The sequence below is a fragment of the Treponema zioleckii genome (assembly GCF_014737315.1).
GTDB classification, from domain to species: Bacteria; Spirochaetota; Spirochaetia; order Treponematales; family Treponemataceae; genus Treponema_D; species Treponema_D zioleckii.
Map to the genome: position 1 here is coordinate 1 of NZ_JPUF01000071.1, position 20,041 is coordinate 20,041.

Annotated in this window: 14 protein-coding genes; 7 read left to right on the forward strand and 7 right to left on the reverse strand. The window is 42.6% G+C overall.

The window, feature by feature from the left end:
- Positions 1 to 184: 184 nt before the first annotated feature.
- The 4 genes from JI65_RS14555 to JI65_RS14570 form a co-directional block, all read right to left on the reverse strand.
- Complete coding sequence (locus tag JI65_RS14555) at positions 185 to 571, reverse strand: hypothetical protein (protein WP_191017890.1); 387 nt, start codon at positions 569 to 571, stop codon at positions 185 to 187.
- 58 nt (positions 572 to 629) lie between these two features.
- Positions 630 to 1,253 carry a hypothetical protein gene (locus tag JI65_RS14560; RefSeq protein ID WP_191017891.1) on the reverse strand — a complete coding sequence of 208 codons (624 nt, stop codon included), beginning with the start codon at positions 1,251 to 1,253 and terminating at the stop codon, positions 630 to 632.
- A gap of 224 nt (positions 1,254 to 1,477) precedes the next feature.
- Positions 1,478 to 2,743 (reverse strand): hypothetical protein, encoded by a 1,266-nt coding sequence (locus JI65_RS14565; protein WP_191017892.1) that lies wholly within the window; start codon positions 2,741 to 2,743, stop codon positions 1,478 to 1,480.
- Positions 2,744 to 3,406: 663 nt separating this feature from the next.
- Positions 3,407 to 4,654, reverse strand: coding sequence for a glycoside hydrolase family 5 protein (locus tag JI65_RS14570; protein ID WP_191017893.1), 1,248 nt, complete (start codon positions 4,652 to 4,654; stop codon positions 3,407 to 3,409).
- A 450-nt stretch (positions 4,655 to 5,104) separates the two neighbouring features.
- On the opposite strand from JI65_RS14570, the gene JI65_RS14575 reads away from it, so the two are divergent.
- Positions 5,105 to 8,449, forward strand: a complete 3,345-nt coding sequence (locus JI65_RS14575; protein WP_191017894.1) for a hypothetical protein — start codon at positions 5,105 to 5,107, stop codon at positions 8,447 to 8,449.
- 931 nt (positions 8,450 to 9,380) lie between these two features.
- On the opposite strand, the gene JI65_RS14580 is transcribed toward JI65_RS14575, so the two are convergent.
- Positions 9,381 to 10,898 carry a carbon starvation CstA family protein gene (locus JI65_RS14580; RefSeq protein WP_191017895.1) on the reverse strand — a complete coding sequence of 506 codons (1,518 nt, stop codon included), beginning with the start codon at positions 10,896 to 10,898 and terminating at the stop codon, positions 9,381 to 9,383.
- Positions 10,899 to 11,000: 102 nt separating this feature from the next.
- Positions 11,001 to 11,651, reverse strand: a complete 651-nt coding sequence (locus tag JI65_RS14585) for an HAD family hydrolase (RefSeq protein ID WP_191017896.1) — start codon at positions 11,649 to 11,651, stop codon at positions 11,001 to 11,003.
- A 154-nt stretch (positions 11,652 to 11,805) separates the two neighbouring features.
- On the opposite strand from JI65_RS14585, the gene JI65_RS14590 reads away from it, so the two are divergent.
- The 4 genes from JI65_RS14590 to JI65_RS14605 all read left to right on the forward strand — a co-directional run bounded on the left by JI65_RS14590 (position 11,806) and on the right by JI65_RS14605 (position 15,131).
- Complete coding sequence (locus tag JI65_RS14590) at positions 11,806 to 11,988, forward strand: hypothetical protein (RefSeq protein ID WP_191017897.1); 183 nt, start codon at positions 11,806 to 11,808, stop codon at positions 11,986 to 11,988.
- A 592-nt stretch (positions 11,989 to 12,580) separates the two neighbouring features.
- A complete protein-coding gene (locus JI65_RS14595; RefSeq protein WP_191017898.1) occupies positions 12,581 to 12,922 on the forward strand; it encodes a phenylpyruvate tautomerase MIF-related protein in 342 nt (113 codons plus the stop codon).
- Positions 12,923 to 13,083: 161 nt separating this feature from the next.
- Complete coding sequence (locus tag JI65_RS14600) at positions 13,084 to 14,223, forward strand: FIST signal transduction protein (protein ID WP_191017899.1); 1,140 nt, start codon at positions 13,084 to 13,086, stop codon at positions 14,221 to 14,223.
- A gap of 5 nt (positions 14,224 to 14,228) precedes the next feature.
- Positions 14,229 to 15,131 carry a methyl-accepting chemotaxis protein gene (locus JI65_RS14605; RefSeq protein WP_191017900.1) on the forward strand — a complete coding sequence of 301 codons (903 nt, stop codon included), beginning with the start codon at positions 14,229 to 14,231 and terminating at the stop codon, positions 15,129 to 15,131.
- Between the two features lie 10 nt (positions 15,132 to 15,141).
- On the opposite strand, the gene JI65_RS14610 is transcribed toward JI65_RS14605, so the two are convergent.
- Positions 15,142 to 15,471 (reverse strand): ArsR/SmtB family transcription factor, encoded by a 330-nt coding sequence (locus JI65_RS14610; protein ID WP_191017901.1) that lies wholly within the window; start codon positions 15,469 to 15,471, stop codon positions 15,142 to 15,144.
- A 472-nt stretch (positions 15,472 to 15,943) separates the two neighbouring features.
- Between JI65_RS14610 and JI65_RS14615 the strand changes: the two genes are divergently transcribed.
- Both JI65_RS14615 and JI65_RS14620 read left to right on the forward strand, forming a co-directional pair.
- On the forward strand, positions 15,944 to 18,976 hold the full coding sequence (locus tag JI65_RS14615) for an efflux RND transporter permease subunit (protein ID WP_191017902.1): 3,033 nt from the start codon (positions 15,944 to 15,946) through the stop codon (positions 18,974 to 18,976).
- Between the two features lie 104 nt (positions 18,977 to 19,080).
- Positions 19,081 to 19,872, forward strand: a complete 792-nt coding sequence (locus JI65_RS14620; RefSeq protein WP_191017903.1) for an outer membrane lipoprotein-sorting protein — start codon at positions 19,081 to 19,083, stop codon at positions 19,870 to 19,872.
- Positions 19,873 to 20,041: the final 169 nt, after the last annotated feature.

A 20,041-nucleotide genomic window follows, 5' to 3' on the forward strand; every position in this document is an offset into this window, starting at 1 on the left:
AAGGTCGAGGTGCAGTTTTGTTGCTCGCGCGCCGCGAGCAACTTTGAGAATGTGAAGCATTGCATTTCTTTTCCCCCAGCAAAAAAAATGCTCCCGGCCGCAAGGTGCTTTTTTTTGCAGTCGGGAGCGTGGAGGTATCTTTTATTGACTGGATTTAACTTTTTTTTACATCTGATGGAGGTATTTACTCTGCAAATGCCTTGCTAGTCGCAGCGGTGAGCATATCCCACTCATTATTTTTTCCATCTTGCTGCAATGCGAATGTGATTCCGTCAACTTTTGACGAATCGCTTACAGTTCCTTCAAGAATCTGCAAAACTACAGTCGTTCCACTTGCAATTTCTTCATCAGCAGAACCAAGCTCAAGATTTACGCGGGCATTTGCTTCATTTTTATTTGCATCCCAATCATGATGTTCAACTGTAATAGATGCAAATGTTTTTTCAATTGCTTCAGCCTCCCCAATTTTTACAGAAACTTTTACATTTGTGAGAGTAACGCTACTTCCGCCGTCAAAAAGCTGGAATGTAAGACCAACATCATCTTTTTTTACTGCTTTAGAAGTTGTCAACGTATAAGCCTTTCGTGCAGTGCTAAAAGTGACAGGTCCTACGTTACTAGCAGGAGTATCAATACCCCCCCCCGTACCCCGGTTCAGCAGCAGAGTTATTGGTAGTAGCTGAGCTTGCAAGTGCGACTTTTGTGACTTTTGCACCGTGACCAATAATTGCAAAACCATTTGTTTTGATTTTTGTCCATTCTGCATCAGTTGGAGTATAACTCAGATTAGTAGCCGTTGTACTTGGCGCTGTAGTAAACTGACAACCGTGTAAATCATCAGAATTTGTCGCCGTTGTGTTAATGGAGAATCCCTCAGCGGTTCCTGCATACAATTCGTTTTCGTTTCCCTCCCCCCCCATCAACTTAAATGTATGATAATCAGTATTATCATCGGCAACATAAGTAATAACTATTTTTGATGTATCTGTCGCGTCTGCAAATTTAGAAGCTTCAATCTTTACAGTATTACTCATATCCCAATCAAGTACAGTTTCAGTGCTAAAAATTACAGTTGCATTAGCATCACCAGAGCTATTGCCATTTTCTCCAGTTTCCCCCGTATTCGGATTCGTAATCACTCCGCCTTTTACGAACGGGTCATCGTCATCTAGCCCGTCGCTACAAGAAACTGCAAGGGCAACCAAGTTTACGGCAGCAAGACCGCATACAATGTTTCTCAAAACTTTTTTCATAGACTTCTCCTTTTAGAATCCGCTTTCGCGGTATTTTTATGCTCACCTACGTTTTTTTTGTGGTAAGGCAGCAGCAAGTTTTTTGACTGCTCTCAATCACCAATTTTCTGAACGCCGGTTGATGAGCGCAGTCTAAGCAAGTGTCATTCTGAGCTTGTCTCAGAATCTCTGCATTTGAGATGCCAAAATGAATTCGGCATGACGATTAATCGATATTCGATGTACTAGAAATTCTTAATCTTAACCGAGAACGGTACGCTTACAGCCCAAGATTTTCCGTACTGTGCCTTGTGATATTCAGAGAACTGGTCGAATTTTACGCCAAGGTCAAGTTCGGCAGCAGAAATTTTAAAGCCTACGCCGGCTTTGTAAGTCAAATTGAATGAATCTGCAAAGTGCTTGTCCAAAAGCCATACGCGTGTGACTGTATTTCCCCATGCGGCATCATCCTGATTTGAACCGAGCTGAATGTATGGAGCAACGTCATCAAGATTTCCGTGAGTTCCTGTGTTGTACTTAACCTTAAGATTTGCTTCCATGTAGTTAATGTCAGTGTCTGCGTCTCCCCATCGGAAGGTTACAGGAGCATGGAACATAACTGTCCATGCGTCAAAGAACACTTCGCTGTAAAGGTCAAGACACATACCGTTGAATTCCCATTTGTCGTTTGTCGTGTTGTAGTCAAGTCCCAAGATTGGCTGCACGAATGAATATGTTTTGTCGTCTGAATAGCCCACGCCGAATCGAGCAACCCCCCAAGTGCTCTTTCGGCTTGTCTTATCGCGTCCGCCGCTTCTGAACGAAGCCTGGAATTCAAATTTATCCCAGTAATATTTTGCGCCCACGCCCCACGGAGCGATATATGTTGCAGTGTCGCCGTCCTTGTTGTAGATTGCGGCAGTGTCTTTGTTCGCGTCAGATTCAACGTGTCCCTGCTTTCCCGGTGTGATTCCCGCGTTCAAAACGAGCTGCTCAATCGGGCGATATTCAACGCCGAATCCCCAGCCTTCTACGTCGTTGCAGTTGATGTAAGCAGGATGCTTTGACCAGTCACGTTCCGTAACGGCAAATGGACTTCCTACCTTCCACTCGTCGATTTTTTCTTTAAAGAACGTGTCGTTTCCAACGTAGCCCAAACGAATCTTCAAAGTGTCGATTGGTTTGAACCAAATGTAAGAGCGTCTAAAATATGCCTGCCATTCATTTTCAGCAGAGGCAGTTGCGCTCTTGTACCACAAAGCGAGCTGTGCGCCAATAAGTCCGTCGTCCACAGAAAGAATGATTCCGTCGCCAGGATTGTCAATCTGACTCTTAGGCTGATTCAAAAGATAAGCCCATTCCTTGTCGCCAGTCTTTTTCTCTTTCTGGACGTTCATAAGCCCACCATGCATCATAATGTTTGCCTTAACATCGGCCGCATTTGCGGCAACACAACAACCGAGCAGCACAGCTGCTACACTACTGACCTTAAGATTTTTACTGATTCTCATCGGTTCCCCCTTTTTTTGAATTAACGAGTTCAGTATCAGATAAGAAAATGCAGAAAAATATTAAAATCTTGAACGAAATAATAATTTTTAAACAGAATCGCGGATTTTTTTTATTTTTTTAAGATAAGGAAAGCTAGTTTTTTATAAAACGGTATTCCTCATGGTAAGAAAGATGAATTTTTTTCAAAACTTAAAATCCTTAAAATAAGGAACTAAGATTTTGAATAAAATCCTTTTCCCTTAAAACGAGGAAATCCAACCATAAACAAAAGCAAAGTTCCTTATTTTGAGGATAAGTAGAAGTGTTCGGGAGCCTTTCCCAAATGCGGTGGTTGAGCGGAGTCGAAACCACACGGAAACGACATTTTCGTTCTTAAATTGCCACACGGATTCGAAAAATCTAACGATTTTTCAACTTTCAATTTTCAATTCATCTGTGCCCTATCTGTGTCCATCTGCGTTCATCTGTGGTTTCGATACGCTTCGCTACTCAACCACCGAGGGCAGTGCGTAACGGACGCTGAGCGGACTCGAAGCGCATTTTTCATTTTATCTGTGCCCCATCCGTGCTAATCTGAGTTCATCCGTGTCTCCCCTGCAAAACTCTCCCCTAGCACCAACCCACCAGTTTTTCATCAGAAAAACTGGTGGGAAACGCACAAGCTAATTTTTATTCGCAAAGTCAACTTGCAGCGTTTCCATAATCGCTTCGATAATCTCAGGAAAATAGAACGTGCCTTCCTCGCGGTTAAAAAATCCGAACTTTTCTTCGAATGTGTTTCTTGCGTTCCAATCGCCGTTATCCCACAGACAGGCAACCATGCCGTACTTTCTGGACTCGCTCACAAAAAACTTGAACCACTTAACGCGGTCTTCGGTATTGTTTTTGTTCGTCGCCCCGTACTCGCCAATAACCACAGGCACGCCTTTTTTTACGAAATGCTCGTTGAGCCACTCAAAATCATACGACAGTTCCGCTGTCAAATTCTCCGTAAACTCAGAAACCCCCGGATTCTGCATCGCAAACGGATAAGGAACGTACAAGTGCACCGAAAGCAAAAGTCTGCCTTCCGCGCTGTCGTTCGGGAGTTTCCATGAACTTTGCGACGTAAAAGAATTCATTGAAGCCGCAAGACCAGTCACCATCACAAAACGATTCTTATTGTTTTTTCCGGACGCACGGATTGTGTCCAGCGCAAGCTGATTCAGTTTGTTCAAATTCGAAACAGCATCCTTGCAAGCCGTGCAGCTCGGATTGTAATTCCATTCATGGGCATGTCCGCGAAGACGAGGTTCATTCAAAACTTCAAAAATCAAATGTTCGTCATAGCCCTTGTTGAACGCCAGCGAAATCTGCGCCCACAAATTTCTTACGAAACGAAGTGACTCATTGTAGTTGAGCGAACTCGGATAGTAGCCGTCCCCGTAACTCATGGCCCCCTCGTTCTCAAAATTGTCGTGGTGGTCATTCAGAATAACGTACATTCCGTCAGAAATCGCCCAGTCCACAACCTGCTTTACGCGGGCCATCCAGGCCGGGTCAATCGTATATTTGTCGTCGATAATATGATTTTTCCAGCTCACAGGCAAACGAATCGTCTTAAAACCAGCGGCAGAAAGCGCATCAATCTGTTTTTTTGTCGCCAAAGGCTGCCCCCAGCTAGTCTCAGATTCAAGACCGCTTTTGGCATTCGCATCAAGAGTATTGCCAAGATTCCAGCCAGTCTTCATGTCATTCACAAGGGCCAGAGCCGTAACGCTCTCATTGAATTTTGCACTCCCCTTGTCCTTCAAGGCTTTTTTGGAATTAAAAGCATATTTTGCCCCGCCAGCGGCATAGGCTGTAAAAGCCGTAATAGCAAGCAGCATAAAAGCAGCCGCAAGCCGTCCCCAAAACAAAGTTTTTTTCATATATCCTCCAAAAATTTAACGTACAATAGACCTGTTCGATAACTTCCATTTCGTGTCAGTGATTCCGCATTATGTGCAAACAGACTAAAAAAAATTGTCGGAACGAGAGCGAAAAAATGGCTTTTGTGAACGTTTGCAAGGTGAGCCGCTTTGCGGCGTTAATAAGGTTCCTTACACCTTGCACCGCGTGAACAAAAACATTTTTTTCGCGGTAGTGCAGACATTTTTTTTACACCGGCAAGTTTATAATGCGGAAGTCCTGTGACAATCATTTTATGGGTTTACAAACAAGTCTAATCTGTTATACGACGGAAAATTCACCCAAACTATAAGGATATTGCATAAACTGTCAAAATACTGACAGAGAAAAAAAGATTTTGATATTATTTTGACCAATTCCCCGCTTTAATCAATCTTAAAAGAAAATGTATTTTAAACGAGAGGTGATTTATGAAAAAACAGGCGACCGGAAGCCAGGTATTCTTGGATGGAGAATCTTTTTACAAAATAGAAAACTTTGACTGCATGACCGACTTTTTTATGACAGTCACCAGTTCAAGCGACGTATGGAATTTTTGCTGGGCACAAGGCGGAATCAGCGCAGGAAGACGCAACAGCGAATTTGCGATTTTTCCTTATTACACATGCGACAAACTTTCAGACACAAAAGGCACAACAGGTGCCGTTACGATTATTCGGGTAAAAAATGACGGAAAAAAAGGCATAGTCTGGCAGCCATTCGAAAATCTTTCGTACACGGGAGTAAGTCGCTACGAAGAAAAAATGGAAATCCAGAGAAATCTCTACAAAAATCAGAACGGAAGCAAAATCTGGTTTGAAGAAGTGAACCTTGCCCTCGGACTTTCGTTCAGATACGGCTGGACAAGCAGCTCAAAATACGGACTCGTAAAAATGAGCCACATCGAAAACCTGACGGACAAAAAAATCTCCATCGAAATCCTCGACGGAGCCAGAAACATTATGAGCGCACACAGTCCGTCAGAAATTCAGAACACAAAAAGCGTGCTTCTTGACGCGTACAAAAAAAGCGAAGTTACGAAGGAATCAAACATCGCCCTCTTCTCGCTCTCTTCTGTCCTCACCGACCGCGCCGAGCCGAGCGAAGCACTCAGTGCGAACGTCTGCTGGTTCTCGACGCACGACAAAGTTATTTTGTCAGACATGGCGATTCCATATTTTATCGATGGAAAGAGCGCGATTCTTTTGGACAACGCCTTCGAAGGCATAAACGAACTGCACGGAAAACGCGGCGAATGTTACATCATCCACTCGGCTGAACTTTTGGGAAAATCCGCAGAACGCTGGGAGCAAGTTCTCGACACGGATTACGACAGCACAAAACTCGTTCAGCTTGAATCAGAAATCTTGCAGCGAAGCGAGGCCGTAAAAAAACTTCTGGACGACATTTCAAAAACCGAAGAAAAACTAACTTTGAACATCGCCGCCGCAGACGGCTTGCAAGAAACCAAAAACGGAATCGGAGACCTTCACCACAGAACGAACGTAATGTTCAACATTATGCGCGGAGGAATTTTTGCAAACGACGGAAAGATTTCTGTCGCAGACTTCTTGCGTTTTGCGGGCCAGAGAAACAAGGCACTCAAAAACGCGCTCGCGGACACTCTAAAAAACGAAGAAGGCAAAATGATTTTGAGAAGCGAGCTTAAAAATATTCTCGCCGCACAAAAAAGCCCGCAGCTAATGCGACTCTTCCGCGAATATTTGCCTCTCACCTTCTCGCGCCGGCACGGAGACCCAAGCCGACCGTGGAACAAATTCAGCATTGACCTGCTCGACGAAAACGGCAACGACGCAATCAGCTATGAAGGAAACTGGCGAGACATCTTTCAGAACTGGGAAGCACTCTTGTGGTCTTACCCGGAATACTGCGAGAGCGTAATTTCGGTGTTCCTTGACGCAATGACAATCGAAGGATTCAATCCATACCGCATAAGCCGGAACGGAATCGACTGGGAAGTGCCGGAAGAAGGAAACCCGTGGGCACAGTACGGCTACTGGGGCGACCATCAGGTAATTTATTTGCAGAAACTTCTTGAATTCATGGCGAAGTATGACAAAAAAGGGCTTATTTCTCTTTTGAGCGAAAAAAGTTTTTCAAGCGCAAATTTACCTTACAGGCTCAAAAGTTACTCTGAAATTTGCAAAACGCCACGTTCTTCAATCGTTTTTGACCACGAACTTGACATTCAGCTAAAAAAAGATGCCAAAACTTTTGGCACGGACGCATTCTTGGTTCATGAAAACGGTGAAGTTCAGCTCACCACAATGACGACAAAACTCGTTCAGCTGATTCTTGCAAAAATGCTGAATCATATTCCAGAAGCCGGAATCTGGATGAACACGCAAAGACCTGAATGGAATGACGCGAACAACGCGCTTGCGGGTTACGGCACTTCCGTAGTCACGATGTGCTATTTGCAGCGAATGCTCAAATTCCTTCTCGATTTGTTAAAAGAAAGCCCGGAAGATTCATTCCCGATTGCAAAGACTGTTTTAGAAACCTTGCAGAAAACGGCAGATCTGTACGCGGAACTGAATCAAAAAACTTCGCTCACCGACACGGAACGCAAAGAATTTTGCGACAAAGCAGGCTTTGTTTTTCAATCAGAACGAAACTCCTTATACCGCGAAGGCTTCGCAGGAAAATGCGTTCAAATCAGCAAAAAAGAGCTCATCAAAGACTTGGAGTCATTTGAAGAAAGCGTTCGCCGCTCAATTCAGGCAAACAAACGGGAAGACGGGCTTTACCATTCATACAACTCGGTTTTGTTCACAGACTCAGAACTCAGCATAATGCACTTGAAACTCATGCTTGAAGGTCAGGTTGCAGCATTGAGCTGTTCAGTCCCTTCAAAAACAGAAAAAGTTCAGCTTGTAACTGCATTGAGAAACAGCCCTCTGTTCGAAAAATCTCAGCATTCTTACATGCTTTACCCGAACACAGAACTCAAGCACTTTACAGAAAAAAACACGCTCACAGAAGCCGAAGTTGAACCTCTGAAGGGTGTCATCGCAAAAACTGGAAGCAAGATTTTAAAGATGGATTTGCACGGAAACTATCATTTTAATGCGCAATTCAGAAACGCAGAGACAATAAGGGAATTCGTTGCGAATCTTGATAAAGAAATCCGCCCGAACGAACTTGAACTCGCCTTGATTGAAGCTCTTTACGAAAAAACTTTCAATCACCAGTCGTTCACAGGACGCTCAGGAACTTTCTACGCTTACGAAGGCCTCGGCTGCATTTACTGGCACATGGTCTCAAAACTCTTGCTCGCCGTTCAAGAGAACATTACAAACAACAAAGATTCTCTTTTTAGCGCATACAAAGATGTAAAACGAGGACTTGGAAGTGCAAAAACGCCTGAAGTATACGGCGCGTTCCCATTCGACCCGTATTCGCACACGCCGTACTTGCAAGGCGCACGGCAGCCAGGAATGACTGGGCAGGTAAAAGAAGAAATTCTTGCACGCTTTGGAGAACTTGGACTAGACATGAACGACGGAAAAGCCGTTTTCAATCCTCACTTCCTCGAAAAAAGTGAATTCACCGACGGCAAAGTTAAATTCAGCTGGTGCGGCACACCTATTGAATATCAGGCTCAGTCTATAGGAATCTGCGTAACTTATACCGACGGAAAAGAGCGTACCTTTGCTGGCAACGAACTTCCAAAAGAAGAAAGCGAGTTGTTGTTCTCCCGATCAAAGAAAATAAAAGTCATAACGGTGGGCATCAAAAAGGAAGAAAACTAAAATTATAAACTTGTAAATGTAAAAATCTGCTCTGGCGTCCGCTACGCCGCCTAAAAAATGATGGCTGAACGGAATAGGAACCTGACTCGCTTCACTCGCACCGTTCATAATCATTTTTTTATTCCTCTTCGCTACCACCAGAGCAGATTTTTAGGCCGAATTTCGAGTTTGCAGCCATAAGGTGTGAGTCATGCTGAATTTATTTCAGCATCTGCCATTCTGTTCTGAAAGAGATTCCGAAACAAGTTCGGAATGATGGGCTTGTAAAAACTCAAAATTGAACCTTATACCTTTTGAATTTTGCACAACAGATCGCCCGCCAATATAAAAAAGAGAGCTGTCCTAAAAAGCGACAGCTCTCTTTTTTTTAGAAAATCTGCAGTTCAACATTCAGACGTTCAATAGTTGCTCGCGTCTCGCTGAGCAACAAAACTGCACTTTAATCTTGCAAGTTCTCTAAGTAGAGCACGAGTTTTCTTTTGGAAAACTCGCGGGAAACGCCAAAAATCAAGTTAAACTTCAAAAACCAACTCGTGGCGGTTCCTTAAATGCACAAAGCCAGCTTTCCGCAGTTCAAAAGTTGCTCGCGACCCGCTGAGCAACAAAACTGCACTTTAATCTTGCAAGTTCTCTAACCAGAGCACGAGTTTTCTTTTAGAAAACTCGTGGGAACCGCCAAAAATCAAGTTAAACTTCAAAAACCAACTCGTGGCGGTTCCTTAAACGCATAAAGCCAGCTTTCCGCAGTTCAAAAGTTGCTCGCGACTCGCTGAGCAACAAATCTGCATTTCAACTTCGCCGCCTTGCTTGTTGCGGCGAAGTTGAAACACCTGTAAGGCCCCCCACCAGTGCGTAAGTTTTGCTTTAGCAAAACTTACGGGAACCGCACAAAATCAACCTAAACTCTAAAAGTCAACCTTCCGCGGTTCCATTATTTCCTACCAATCACAATTCCGTTCTGTCGTTCAAGACTTGCTTTTGGATTTCTGTAAGCAGTTAACAAGAAAATTGCAAGGAACAGAACAGCAGCAACAACACCAACAGCATACGAAATCGTAAGACCAGAAGCACCCTTTGCACCAAAGTTTAAACACTCAGGAGCGTACATCAAATATGTGATAGAAACAGCAGACATGAACGTTGCAGGAACAGCAGCAATCCAACATCGGTTCTTGTTCTCATAGTTCGTTGCAAGATAAACTGCAGCAGCCCAAAGAACAATCATCGCCAAAGTCTGGTTAGACCAAGAGAAGTATCGCCATACAACATTGTAGTTGATGAATGAAATTCCGTAACCGATAAGAAGAAGCGGAATAGCCGCACTCAAACGAACTTTGATTTTTTTCTCATCAAGCTTGAACCAGTCAAAAATCGTCATTCGCGCGCTTCGGAACGCAGTGTCACCAGAAGTGATAGGACAAACGATTACACCAAGCAATGCTATTGGGCCGCCGACCTTACCGAGCAATGCAACGCACATATCGTAAACAGAGCTTGAGTTTCCGCCACCAATTGTTTTGAGAGCCGAAAGACCAGTTCCGCTTCCGTCTTTGTTCCAGAAGAACGCTACGGCAGCACTTGCCCAAATCAACGCGATGATTCCCTCAGCGACCATTGCACCGTAGAAAATCCTTCGTCCCTCTTTCTCGCTCTTAATACAGCGCGAAACAATCGGAGACTGAGTTGCGTGGAATCCAGAAATCGCACCGCAGGCTACAGTAATGAACATGAGCGGCCAAATAGGTTTTACCCCCGTACCGTCAACATTTCCCGGATAAAGATTCTTGAACGTGAATTCCATCATCGGTCTCTCACCAGAATGTTTGATAGTTCCAATAATGATTCCGAATGCCATCAAAATAAGCAAGATTCCGAAGAAAGGATAAACTTTTCCGATGATTTTATCGATTGGCAACAGAGTTGCAAGGAAGTAGTAACAAAGAATTATTATCGTCCAAACTTTGATGTCGAGCCAAGGAGTAGACGGAGTGGTAAGCTTTGCAAGAAGACCAGCCGGTCCGACCATAAATACAACACCGACCAAAACAAGAAGGACTACTGAGAACACACGCATTACATTGTGCATTACAGGTCCAAGATATTTACCGGTAACTTCAGAAATCGAAGCACCGTCATTTCGCTCAGAGAGCATACCAGCCATAAAATCGTGGACTGCACCGGCAAGCAGCGTACCCAGAACAATCCAGATGTAAACGCTAGGTCCCCACATCGCTCCGGAAATAGCACCAAAAATCGGTCCCAAACCAGCAATGTTCAAAAGCTGAATCAAAAAAGCCTTTGCAGCAGGAATCGGAACATAGTCAACGCCATCAGGATTTGATATAGCAGGCGTAGGATTGTCGGTAGGCTTAAAGATTTTTTCTACAAGCGAGCCGTAGACGAAATAGCCAACAACAAGGATGGCTAAAGCAACAAAAAACGTTACCATAAAAGAACCTCCTTAAGTCAGGCTGGGAAATAACATTTTTTTCTCAAGTGACTTTTTCTTATTCTAAATTCGTATCGGCTACTTGTCAAAAAAAATGTTTTTTTAAATCGTTTCTGGCAAGGCTTTTAACGAAGCAATAATTTTCCAGGCAATTTTTTTCATTTCATCATCAGGCTGAATTTGGTCAGGAACCATAACACACTTTAAGCCAGCCGCAACCGCAGCTCTAACACCGTTAGGGCTATCCTCAACCGCAACGCAATCATTCGGCAAGAGCGACAAAGATTCAAATGATTTGATATAAATGTCTGGCGCAGGTTTTGAATGCTCAACAGTGTCTCCTGTCGTAATCGTCTCAAAAAAATCAAAAATTCCTGCAGCCTTGAGCTGACGCGAAACATTTTCCCAACGTGTCGAAGAAGCGACCGCCAAACGAAGCCCGCGAGATTTTAAGGATTCAAGACACTCAACAACGTAAGGCATTTTCTTAAGCCCCTGCTCCCGCTCAACCACATAAAAAAGTTCGCCAGTCCGATTATGAAATTCTTCAACGCTAACTTTTCCGGCACAATACTTTTTTAAGATTTGCAAAGTATCATTCGTATTCGTACCAACGCACTCATAATATGCCTTCTCAATATCATCAACACCATATTCCGCTGCAGCACGATTCCAACAAATTTTGCAAACAGATTCCGTATCGAGCAGAACCCCGTCCATATCAAACAAAACAGCCTTAAAATTATTTTCCATAAGAATAAATCTATCTGTAAGTAAAAAAATAGTAAATCCTTAGCCAAAACATCCGCAGCCCACTCGAACAAACATCATATATATAGAAGAAAAAAGTCAAAAATCAATTTTTTCTCGCGTGACACTAAGATTTGCACATGCTATACTCGTTTTTATGGCTAACGGAAAAGAAGATTTACAAGAAAAAAACAAAGATTCTCAGCCGATTTCAGAGCGGTACGAAGAATGGCGAGTTTTTCAAGGCCGCGAAGATGCCGAAATGCTCCAAGAAAAATCGTCATCCTGGAAAAATAAGCGTGACTGGAGCGAAAAATACGACCACGAGGATTATGAATAAAGGGAAACGCTATAAGTTGATTTTTAGAATTTAAGTTAACGTGTGCGTTTCCCACTAGTTTTCCTTTCGAAAACTAGTGCTGTAACTTTAGTTGATTTTTAGAATTTAAGTTAACCTGTGCGTCTCCCGCTAGTTTTCCTTTCGAAAACTAGTGCTGTAACTTTAGTTGATTTTTAGAATTTAAGTTGACTTGTGCGTCTCCCGCTAGTTTTCCTTTCGAAAACTAGTGCTGTAACTTTAGTTGATTTTTAGAATTTAAGTTGACTTGTGCGTTTCCCACTAGTTTTCCTTTGGAAAACTAGTACATTGGATTTAAAATAACTGGTCATTCCGAACTTGTTTCGGAATCCCTAAATATAGATGCCGAAACAAGTTCAGCATGACTCTTATTTGTTATTCTTTATACTAGTGCAGCAACTTTAGCTGATTTTCTGGATGACAGGTGTTTAGTTCGGAATGACACTATAAAACGAACTTTTTGGATAGCCCGCTTTGAAAAGCGACTTGCAAGCTGTTCAAAAAAACGATAACGAAAGTGCAAAAAGTCAGCTTTAAGATTTGAAGCTGCAATAAAAATAACGAGGTGAACAAAATGCCAATGATTAATTCAAAAGTCACGATGGAACTTTCAGAAGAAAAACGCGACGCACTTGCAAAAGAATTCGGAAAAGCCATTTCGATTCTCGGAAAACCAGAATCTTACTTGATGCTCGGTTTTGAGCCAAACTCAAGTCTTTATTTTGCCGGAAAGCAGCTTGAAAAAGGCGCATTCGTTCAGGTTCAGCTTTACGGAGGCGAAAATCCGTCTGCCTGCGACAAAATGACAGGAAAAATTTGCGAGATTTTTGACAAAGAACTCGGAATTCCAGGCGACAAAATTTACATCACCTATTCTGGCTTTGAAAACTGGGGCTGGAACGGAAGAAATTTCTAACTTCCCATCGTATTTAAATGTATTTTCGGGGGTTTACAAAAGAATTCCCGAAAACCAATATTCGCCACTTCCATAAAAATGCTTTCTTAAAATTGAGCCTTGTATTTTTAATTTTTTTTAATTAATATTTTAAGGATATTTTATTAGTAAAGGAGCATAACATGAAACAGGAAGTTGTCCAAACAAACTTAAAGGACTCAGTTTCGGCAGCAAGGGATTTATGCTCAAAGCTTACGCAAAATCCATCACGCTACTCTGCCATAATTTTTTTTGCAAGTTCGTTTTATGATTTTCAAACACTTTCACAAGAGCTTCATAACGCATTTCCGAGCGCAGAAGTAATCGGAACAACGACGGCAGGAGAAATAACTTCAGAAGGATTCACGACAAATACAATCGTTTTGAACGCCCTCTACGACACAAAATCAAGATTCAAAGGTATTCTTGTTGATGATGCCGACAAATTTCCGATTGTCTACAAACAAGACATAGAAAATGCCGCAAGTGCAGCCGGAATCGCGCTTTCTTCGCCAACCGCCGGCAAAAATGCCTTTGCAATTTCACTGATCTGCGGACTTTTAAATGCCGAAGAAGGTTTACTTTCGCTCTTGTACAGTCTCATAAAAGACCCGAATTTTCTCGTGGCAGGCGGCTCTGCGGGCGATGACACAAAATTCAAGGAAACTTTAGTCAGCTACAACGGACAGTGTTCTTCGCATGGCGGAGTTTTTCTTTTCGTAAAAACAGATTCACCGTTTGAAATTTACAAAGAAAACATTTTCCAACGCTCAGGAAAAAGCGTTATGCTCACGAGCGTAAACCCGGCCACCCGCGAAGTTTTTTCAATCGACGACAAAAATCCCCGAAAGCGTTATGCGGAAATTCTCGGAATCAGCGAAAGTGCTGTTGACGGAGCAATCCTTGAACATCCGTTCGGACGCGTTTTCGGCGACAAAGTTTTTATTGCATCACTCGTTCAATTTGACGCAAAAGGAAAACTTGACATGTACGCGCGAGTCTTGCAAGGCTCGGAGCAAGAAATCCTTGAACCAATGAACTTAGCAGAAATCACTGAAAAATCTTGTCGGGAGTTGCGCGAAAAGATTCCAAATCCCGGTTGCATAATCCTATTCAACTGCATTCTGAGAACACTCGGATTCAAAAAGAAAAATCAGACACAAACAGTCACTTCAATCTGGAACAAATATTTTCCGGTCTACAGCGGATTCTCAACCTACGGAGAGCAGTACGGTCACATAAATTCAAATCAGACTCTCGTGGCACTTGTAATAGGAGACTAACTTTTATGGAGCACACATATACACCAAGCCAGCTTGTGCAGGCAGGAAAAGACTTAGTTACAGTTTTGATAGAAGAATGTAATTCTACGAACAATATAAGCGGATTTTTAAAAAGATATTTGAACAAACTCACTTCTGAAGATGGGATTTATCATCAGCAACAAATCGCTATGGACAAATTCGCAAAATCCAGCACGGTTATTCAGGAAGAAGCACAAACAATGATGAAGACAACCCAGGAAAACGGGCAGCAGATTCAAGACATGTGTACAGAATTCAAAGAACTGAACGAAACCGTAACCCAAGTGCAGAACGGACGCGAAATGATGGATCAAAACGTAAAAGCACTTACGAGCAAAATTCAGGAAATCAACAATTTTGTAAAAAACATCAGGGAAGTCTCGGAGCAAACAAAACTTCTTTCGTTCAACGCATCAATCGAAGCCGCGCGCGCAGGCGAAGCCGGAAAGGGATTCAGAATCATTGCGAATGAAGTAAAACGGCTTTCCGACAGCACAACAAAACTTGCAGGCGACATTGATGCAAAAATGCAGGAACTCGACAAGAAAGTTCAGAACATTGTTTCCGAAAACAAATCTCACGACACAATCATCGACAACTTGCAACAAACTGCGGAAGCATCTTCCATAAAACTCACAAAAATCAACGAGGACAGCCACAAGAACCTAGACTTTACGGAACGGATTCTTTCGCAAATGGACTCAAGCCACAAAGAAATTCTAACAGCTACAAAAGTTGCCGAAAATCAAAATATTCAGCAGGTAAAAGAAATTGCTTCCCGTGCCGCAAAAAATACGATTCAGACAGGTGACGAACTTTCGTTCCTCTATGAACTGAACGCCCTTTTTGATTGGATGGAAAGCCATCAGGAATTATTCGCAAAATAAAGCGAAGTTTCTACATATTGTTAACAATCTCCTCGATAGAAAGAACCAAATCTTTTATCGAGCCGATTTTGTCTTTTATGTCAAGGCAATAAAAAATCTGCGTGCCGATTTTTACGGGCTTTACGATTCCCGCGTCCTTCAAAACCTTCAAATGATGAGAAACTGCAGGACGCGAAAGTTGCGTTGTCGCCGTCAAATCAGAAACGTTGCGTCCCTCTGCCCCGGCGTCCGCAATCTCCAAAAGCAGCTTGTGACGAACGGCATCTCCCAACGCGATAAACATTGGAGAGCACCGTTCAAAAAGCTGGCGGGTTTCCAATTTTTTTTGCTCATCTATCATATTCAAGTACCTCAATTTCAAATTCAATATAACTACAAGTTTAACTGTTTAATCATTTGAACACAATCAATATTTTTATCATAGCGTTAATTTTTTTTATTGCCAATATTTTTTTTACAACAAAAGCCACTAAAAATCCTGCGGGCGCAATATAAACTCAGCAAACATACTGAATTCCGTTCGATATGACAATTTTCTAAACTCTGAAAGAAATTAAAAGTTAAGAGAACTTAGAAAACTGAATTTTTTCAAACTTCTCTTAAAATATCATTGAATAAAACAAAATATTAGAATAGACTTAAGGTTATTCAAAGAAAATCTTAGATAAAAAATCCAGAAAAAAATCTTAAAAAAAGCAAAAAATTATTGACAGTTTTTTTCGAGAAGGCTATATTTAGTTTATAAGTTTAATTGCTTAAACCAATAAACCGATTAATTCATTTGAAAAAAAATTTTATTAAGGAGATGCATTATGATAAAAAAAATGCTGAAATGCTCATGGCTCATAATCATTGCGAGCCTTGCAATCACAGTATTTTTCGGTTGGCAGCTTCGCAAAATAAGTATCGAGAATACAGTGCGAATGTACATGCCTCAGAGTTCTGAGTCATACCAGCGAATGCTCAAAACAGAAGAAGAATTCGGAAGTATGATGGTTCTTGGAATCTCACTTGAGACAAGCGGGGAAACAATTCTCACACCGGAATACATTAAGGTCGTTCAGGCGATTACAGAACAGATTGAGAACGTTCAGTACGTCGAAAGCATCGACTCTCTCTCGAATATGGACTTTATCGTTGGTGAAGAAGGAAGTCTCAAAGCTTCAAATATGCTCGGCGGCGACGACTACACTGGAAGCCCGGAAGACATGGCCGCAATCAAGCAGAGACTCATCGACTGGCAGGAAATGTACAACCGCGTAATCATCACTGATGACGGAAAGACAACCCAGCTTATGATTACGCTCGAACCAAAAGTTGAGCGCACAAAAAAAGTCGTTTCAAAAGACGAAAACGGAAACAAAGTTGTTTCTGAAGAACCTGTCCTTGACGCTAACGGCAAACCAGAAATGGTTATGCTCGACTCAAAAAAGCAGATGAAGGCTTTGCACGACATCAAGACAATCTGTGAGGAAGCCACAAAAGACACAGACCTTGAAGTTCGCTACTTTGGTGACCCAGTATTGAGCGATGACGGTTACAACTTTATGATTTCTGACCTTTTGCTTCTCATTCCGTTCGTAGCTCTCGTAGTTCTTCTCTCGCTCTACTTCTCTTTCCACACATGGAGCGGAACACTCCTCCCGTTGATTACAGTTTTGATGGCAACGGTTTGGTCAGTCGGCATCATGTGTCTTTGCGGAATCACATTCACAATCATCGGCAGCGTAATCCCGGTTTGTCTCGTAGCCTGCGGTTCGGCTTACGGTATTCACGTTCTTACCCACTACTACATCGGTCTCGACAAAATTGAAGGCGAGATTACAAAAGAAAAACATGCTGGCGCAATCGAATACGGTCTCAAAGACGTTTGGATTGCAGTTATCCTTGCTGGCGTTACGACTGTAGCAGGATTCATCTCGAACATTACAAGCCCGATTATGCCGCTCAAATCATTCTCTGTATTTGCTGCAGCCGGCGTTGTATTCTCCCTCCTCCTTTCAATGACCTTTATTCCGGCAATGCTTTACATTACGCCGCTTAAAGTCGTTGGAAAGCACTGGAAAAACAAGGGAAAGCTTTCTAAAAAAATCCGTATGCGCCTTGAAAAACAGCTCAAACGCCGTGGCGGACAGAGTTCAGAAGAAGCTACAAGCTCAACCTTGTATTCATTCTATCACTTCTTCTCTGGCACAAAACCACGACTCATTGTTTCGACGGCACTCGTGCTCATCGTTGCAGGAATCGGATTCAAATTGCTCGTAGTTGATACGGCACTCGTAAACTACTTTCCGCCGGACAGCAAGTTCCGCCAGGATATTTCTTACGTTGACGAACATCTTGCAGGTTCAAACACTCTCTACCTTATCGTTAGCGGAGAAGAAAAAACAGCAGAAGAAGTTCAGACTTCAGCTCCAGTGGAATCTACATCAGACGAAATTGCGAACGACTTTGACTTCTCTAACGGCGACACAGGAACTGCAGATTCTGTTGCAGATGCAATCGAGGGAGACTTTAACTTCGACTCTGCGGACTCGACAACAGATTCATCTGCTGCAACAGATGACTTTGGTTTTAGCGCAGACGATTTTGGATTCGGAAGTGACGCACAGGTTGCAGACGGAACAGATACAGCAGAACCGGCAGAAGCTCCAAAACAGTATTACATGCTCACCGATCCAGAAATTCTTAAAGTCGTTGACGGAATGCAGGATTATCTTCTTGAACGCCACGATGGAATCGGAAAGATGGTTTCGTTCACAACATTCATCAAACGTATGAATCAAGTTATGCACGTTCCAACACTCGACGAAGAGCTTAGCACAAATACTACCGACGGATACGTTGACCCGAACAAAGCTTATGCAGAAAAGCTTGCGTCAACAATCACGGTGCAGGAAGGACTTGAAATGCTCCACAAAGCTTACTCGCTTGCTGGCGGAAACAAGGCTACTGTAGACCAGATTGTTAACGAACTTGAAAAACAGCTCAATTTTAACGGAATCGACTACTACGAGATTCCTTATGATGTTGCGAAGTACCCTGTAGCAAGCCGCGCAGAACTTGGAGATTTGGTAACTCAGTACCTTTATCTTCTTTCTAGCGAACAGATTCAGCGATTCGCAAACAATATGACAATGCCGACTGCAATCCGAACTCAGGTTCAGCTCCGAACTCACTCTACGGCTGACACCGAGAAAATTATTAAGGATGCACAGGCATACGCAGAAAAATACTTCCCGAAGGGATACAAACTTGAGGCAACCGGAAACGGTGAAATGGAATACATGATGACAAAAATGGTCGTAGACAGCCAGACTACAAGTATCGCGCTGTCACTTCTCATGGTATTCATCATCATTTCGCTGTCGTTCAAGTCTCCTTGGGCCGGAATCATCGGTGCAATTCCGCTCGGACTTACAATCCTTCTTAACTTTATGGTTATGGGATTTGCAGGAATCGCACTCGACCTTTGTACAAGCATCATCGCGTCGGTTGCAATCGGTGTAGGTATCGACTACACAATCCACTTTATGGAAACATACCGAATGCAGCGTGCACGCACAGACGACCTTGAGGAAGTAACAAAGCAGACGTTCAAGACGAGCGGACGAGGAATCCTTACAAACGCAATCGCGGTAGGACTCGGATTCTGTGTACTCTTGTTCTCAAGATTCATCATCTTGAGATATATCGGAGCTTTGGTTGCAGTAGTTATGTTCACAAGCTCAGCACTTGCAATGACCATCATCCCAGGACTTCTTAACGCATTCGACCCTAAATTCATGTGGTCAAAAGAGCAGAAAGAAGCTTACAAAGCAAAACTCGCCGAGAAAGGCGAATAAATAAAAAATCGGCGGATTTTCCGCCAAAAAAGTTCTATTGGTTCGTAACTTTGAACCAATAGAGCAGTTTGAAATTATAAAGTCTACTTTTAGGAGGCACTTTTATGAAATTAATCAAAACAATCACAACTGTAGCTGCAACATTCGTAATGGCTGCATCAGCATTCGCAATTGACGGAACACAAATTATGACAAAAGTTTACGACCGCCAGAAACCAGACTTTTCTAAAGCTGCCGTACAGGTAACTCTCTCTAAGAACGGAAAGGTTGAGGAAACTCGTAACGTTGGTGAATACGGACGAAGCAAAAACGGACTCGCAGATGTTGTAATGGTATTCTTGTCACCTGCATCTGTAAAAGATACACGATTCTTGCAGAAAGAAAACAACGGCAAAGATGATGACAAATGGATTTATCTTCCATCACTCAAATCAACTCGCCGTGTAGCTGCATCAGACGGTTCAAAAGCATTCGTAGGAACAGATTTCTCTTACGATGACATGAGCTCTCGCAAAGTTGAGGAAGATACACACGAGCTTCTTAAAGAAAGCGAAGACAAAGGAAACTTCAAAGATCTTTACGTTGTAAAATCAACTCCAAAAGACCCAAAATCTAGCCAGTATTCTTACAGAATCTCTTGGATTACAAAAGATGCTTGGATTCCAACATACATCGAGTTGTACGACAAAAAAGGAAAACTCGTAAAAGTAAACGAGATTCGCTCTATCAAAAAGATGCCAGGAACAAACGGCCGTGTTTACAATGTTCCAATGGAAAACGTTATGAAGAACGTTCAGACAGGACACACAACAGCTATGAAGATGATTAACGTAACTGTTGACCAGCCAGTTCCAGACAGAACATTCACAACAGACTTCTTGAGCACTGGTAAATAAGGAAACTTTGAACTTCGTTTAGCGAAGGCTGGATGAAGTTCAGCATCTGTGTTTGCTGAGCGAAGTCGAAGCATGGATTCCGAAACAAGTTCGGAATGACATTTTTTGTCATGACAAAAAATTAGCAGTGAATAAAACTGCAAACAGTTTAGTCCAATAAAAAACCCCG

Coding starts and splice junctions, on each gene's coding strand:
- JI65_RS14600 (WP_191017899.1), top strand. CDS start 13,084: ATGAAACAGGAAGTTGTCCAAACAAACTTAAAGGACTCAGTTTCGGCA.
- JI65_RS14585 (WP_191017896.1), bottom strand. CDS start 11,651: ATGGAAAATAATTTTAAGGCTGTTTTGTTTGATATGGACGGGGTTCTG.
- JI65_RS14615 (WP_191017902.1), top strand. CDS start 15,944: ATGATAAAAAAAATGCTGAAATGCTCATGGCTCATAATCATTGCGAGC.
- JI65_RS14595 (WP_191017898.1), top strand. CDS start 12,581: ATGCCAATGATTAATTCAAAAGTCACGATGGAACTTTCAGAAGAAAAA.
- JI65_RS14565 (WP_191017892.1), bottom strand. CDS start 2,743: ATGAGAATCAGTAAAAATCTTAAGGTCAGTAGTGTAGCAGCTGTGCTG.
- JI65_RS14575 (WP_191017894.1), top strand. CDS start 5,105: ATGAAAAAACAGGCGACCGGAAGCCAGGTATTCTTGGATGGAGAATCT.
- JI65_RS14605 (WP_191017900.1), top strand. CDS start 14,229: ATGGAGCACACATATACACCAAGCCAGCTTGTGCAGGCAGGAAAAGAC.
- JI65_RS14570 (WP_191017893.1), bottom strand. CDS start 4,654: ATGAAAAAAACTTTGTTTTGGGGACGGCTTGCGGCTGCTTTTATGCTG.
- JI65_RS14560 (WP_191017891.1), bottom strand. CDS start 1,253: ATGAAAAAAGTTTTGAGAAACATTGTATGCGGTCTTGCTGCCGTAAAC.
- JI65_RS14610 (WP_191017901.1), bottom strand. CDS start 15,471: ATGATAGATGAGCAAAAAAAATTGGAAACCCGCCAGCTTTTTGAACGG.
- JI65_RS14590 (WP_191017897.1), top strand. CDS start 11,806: ATGGCTAACGGAAAAGAAGATTTACAAGAAAAAAACAAAGATTCTCAG.
- JI65_RS14620 (WP_191017903.1), top strand. CDS start 19,081: ATGAAATTAATCAAAACAATCACAACTGTAGCTGCAACATTCGTAATG.
- JI65_RS14580 (WP_191017895.1), bottom strand. CDS start 10,898: ATGGTAACGTTTTTTGTTGCTTTAGCCATCCTTGTTGTTGGCTATTTC.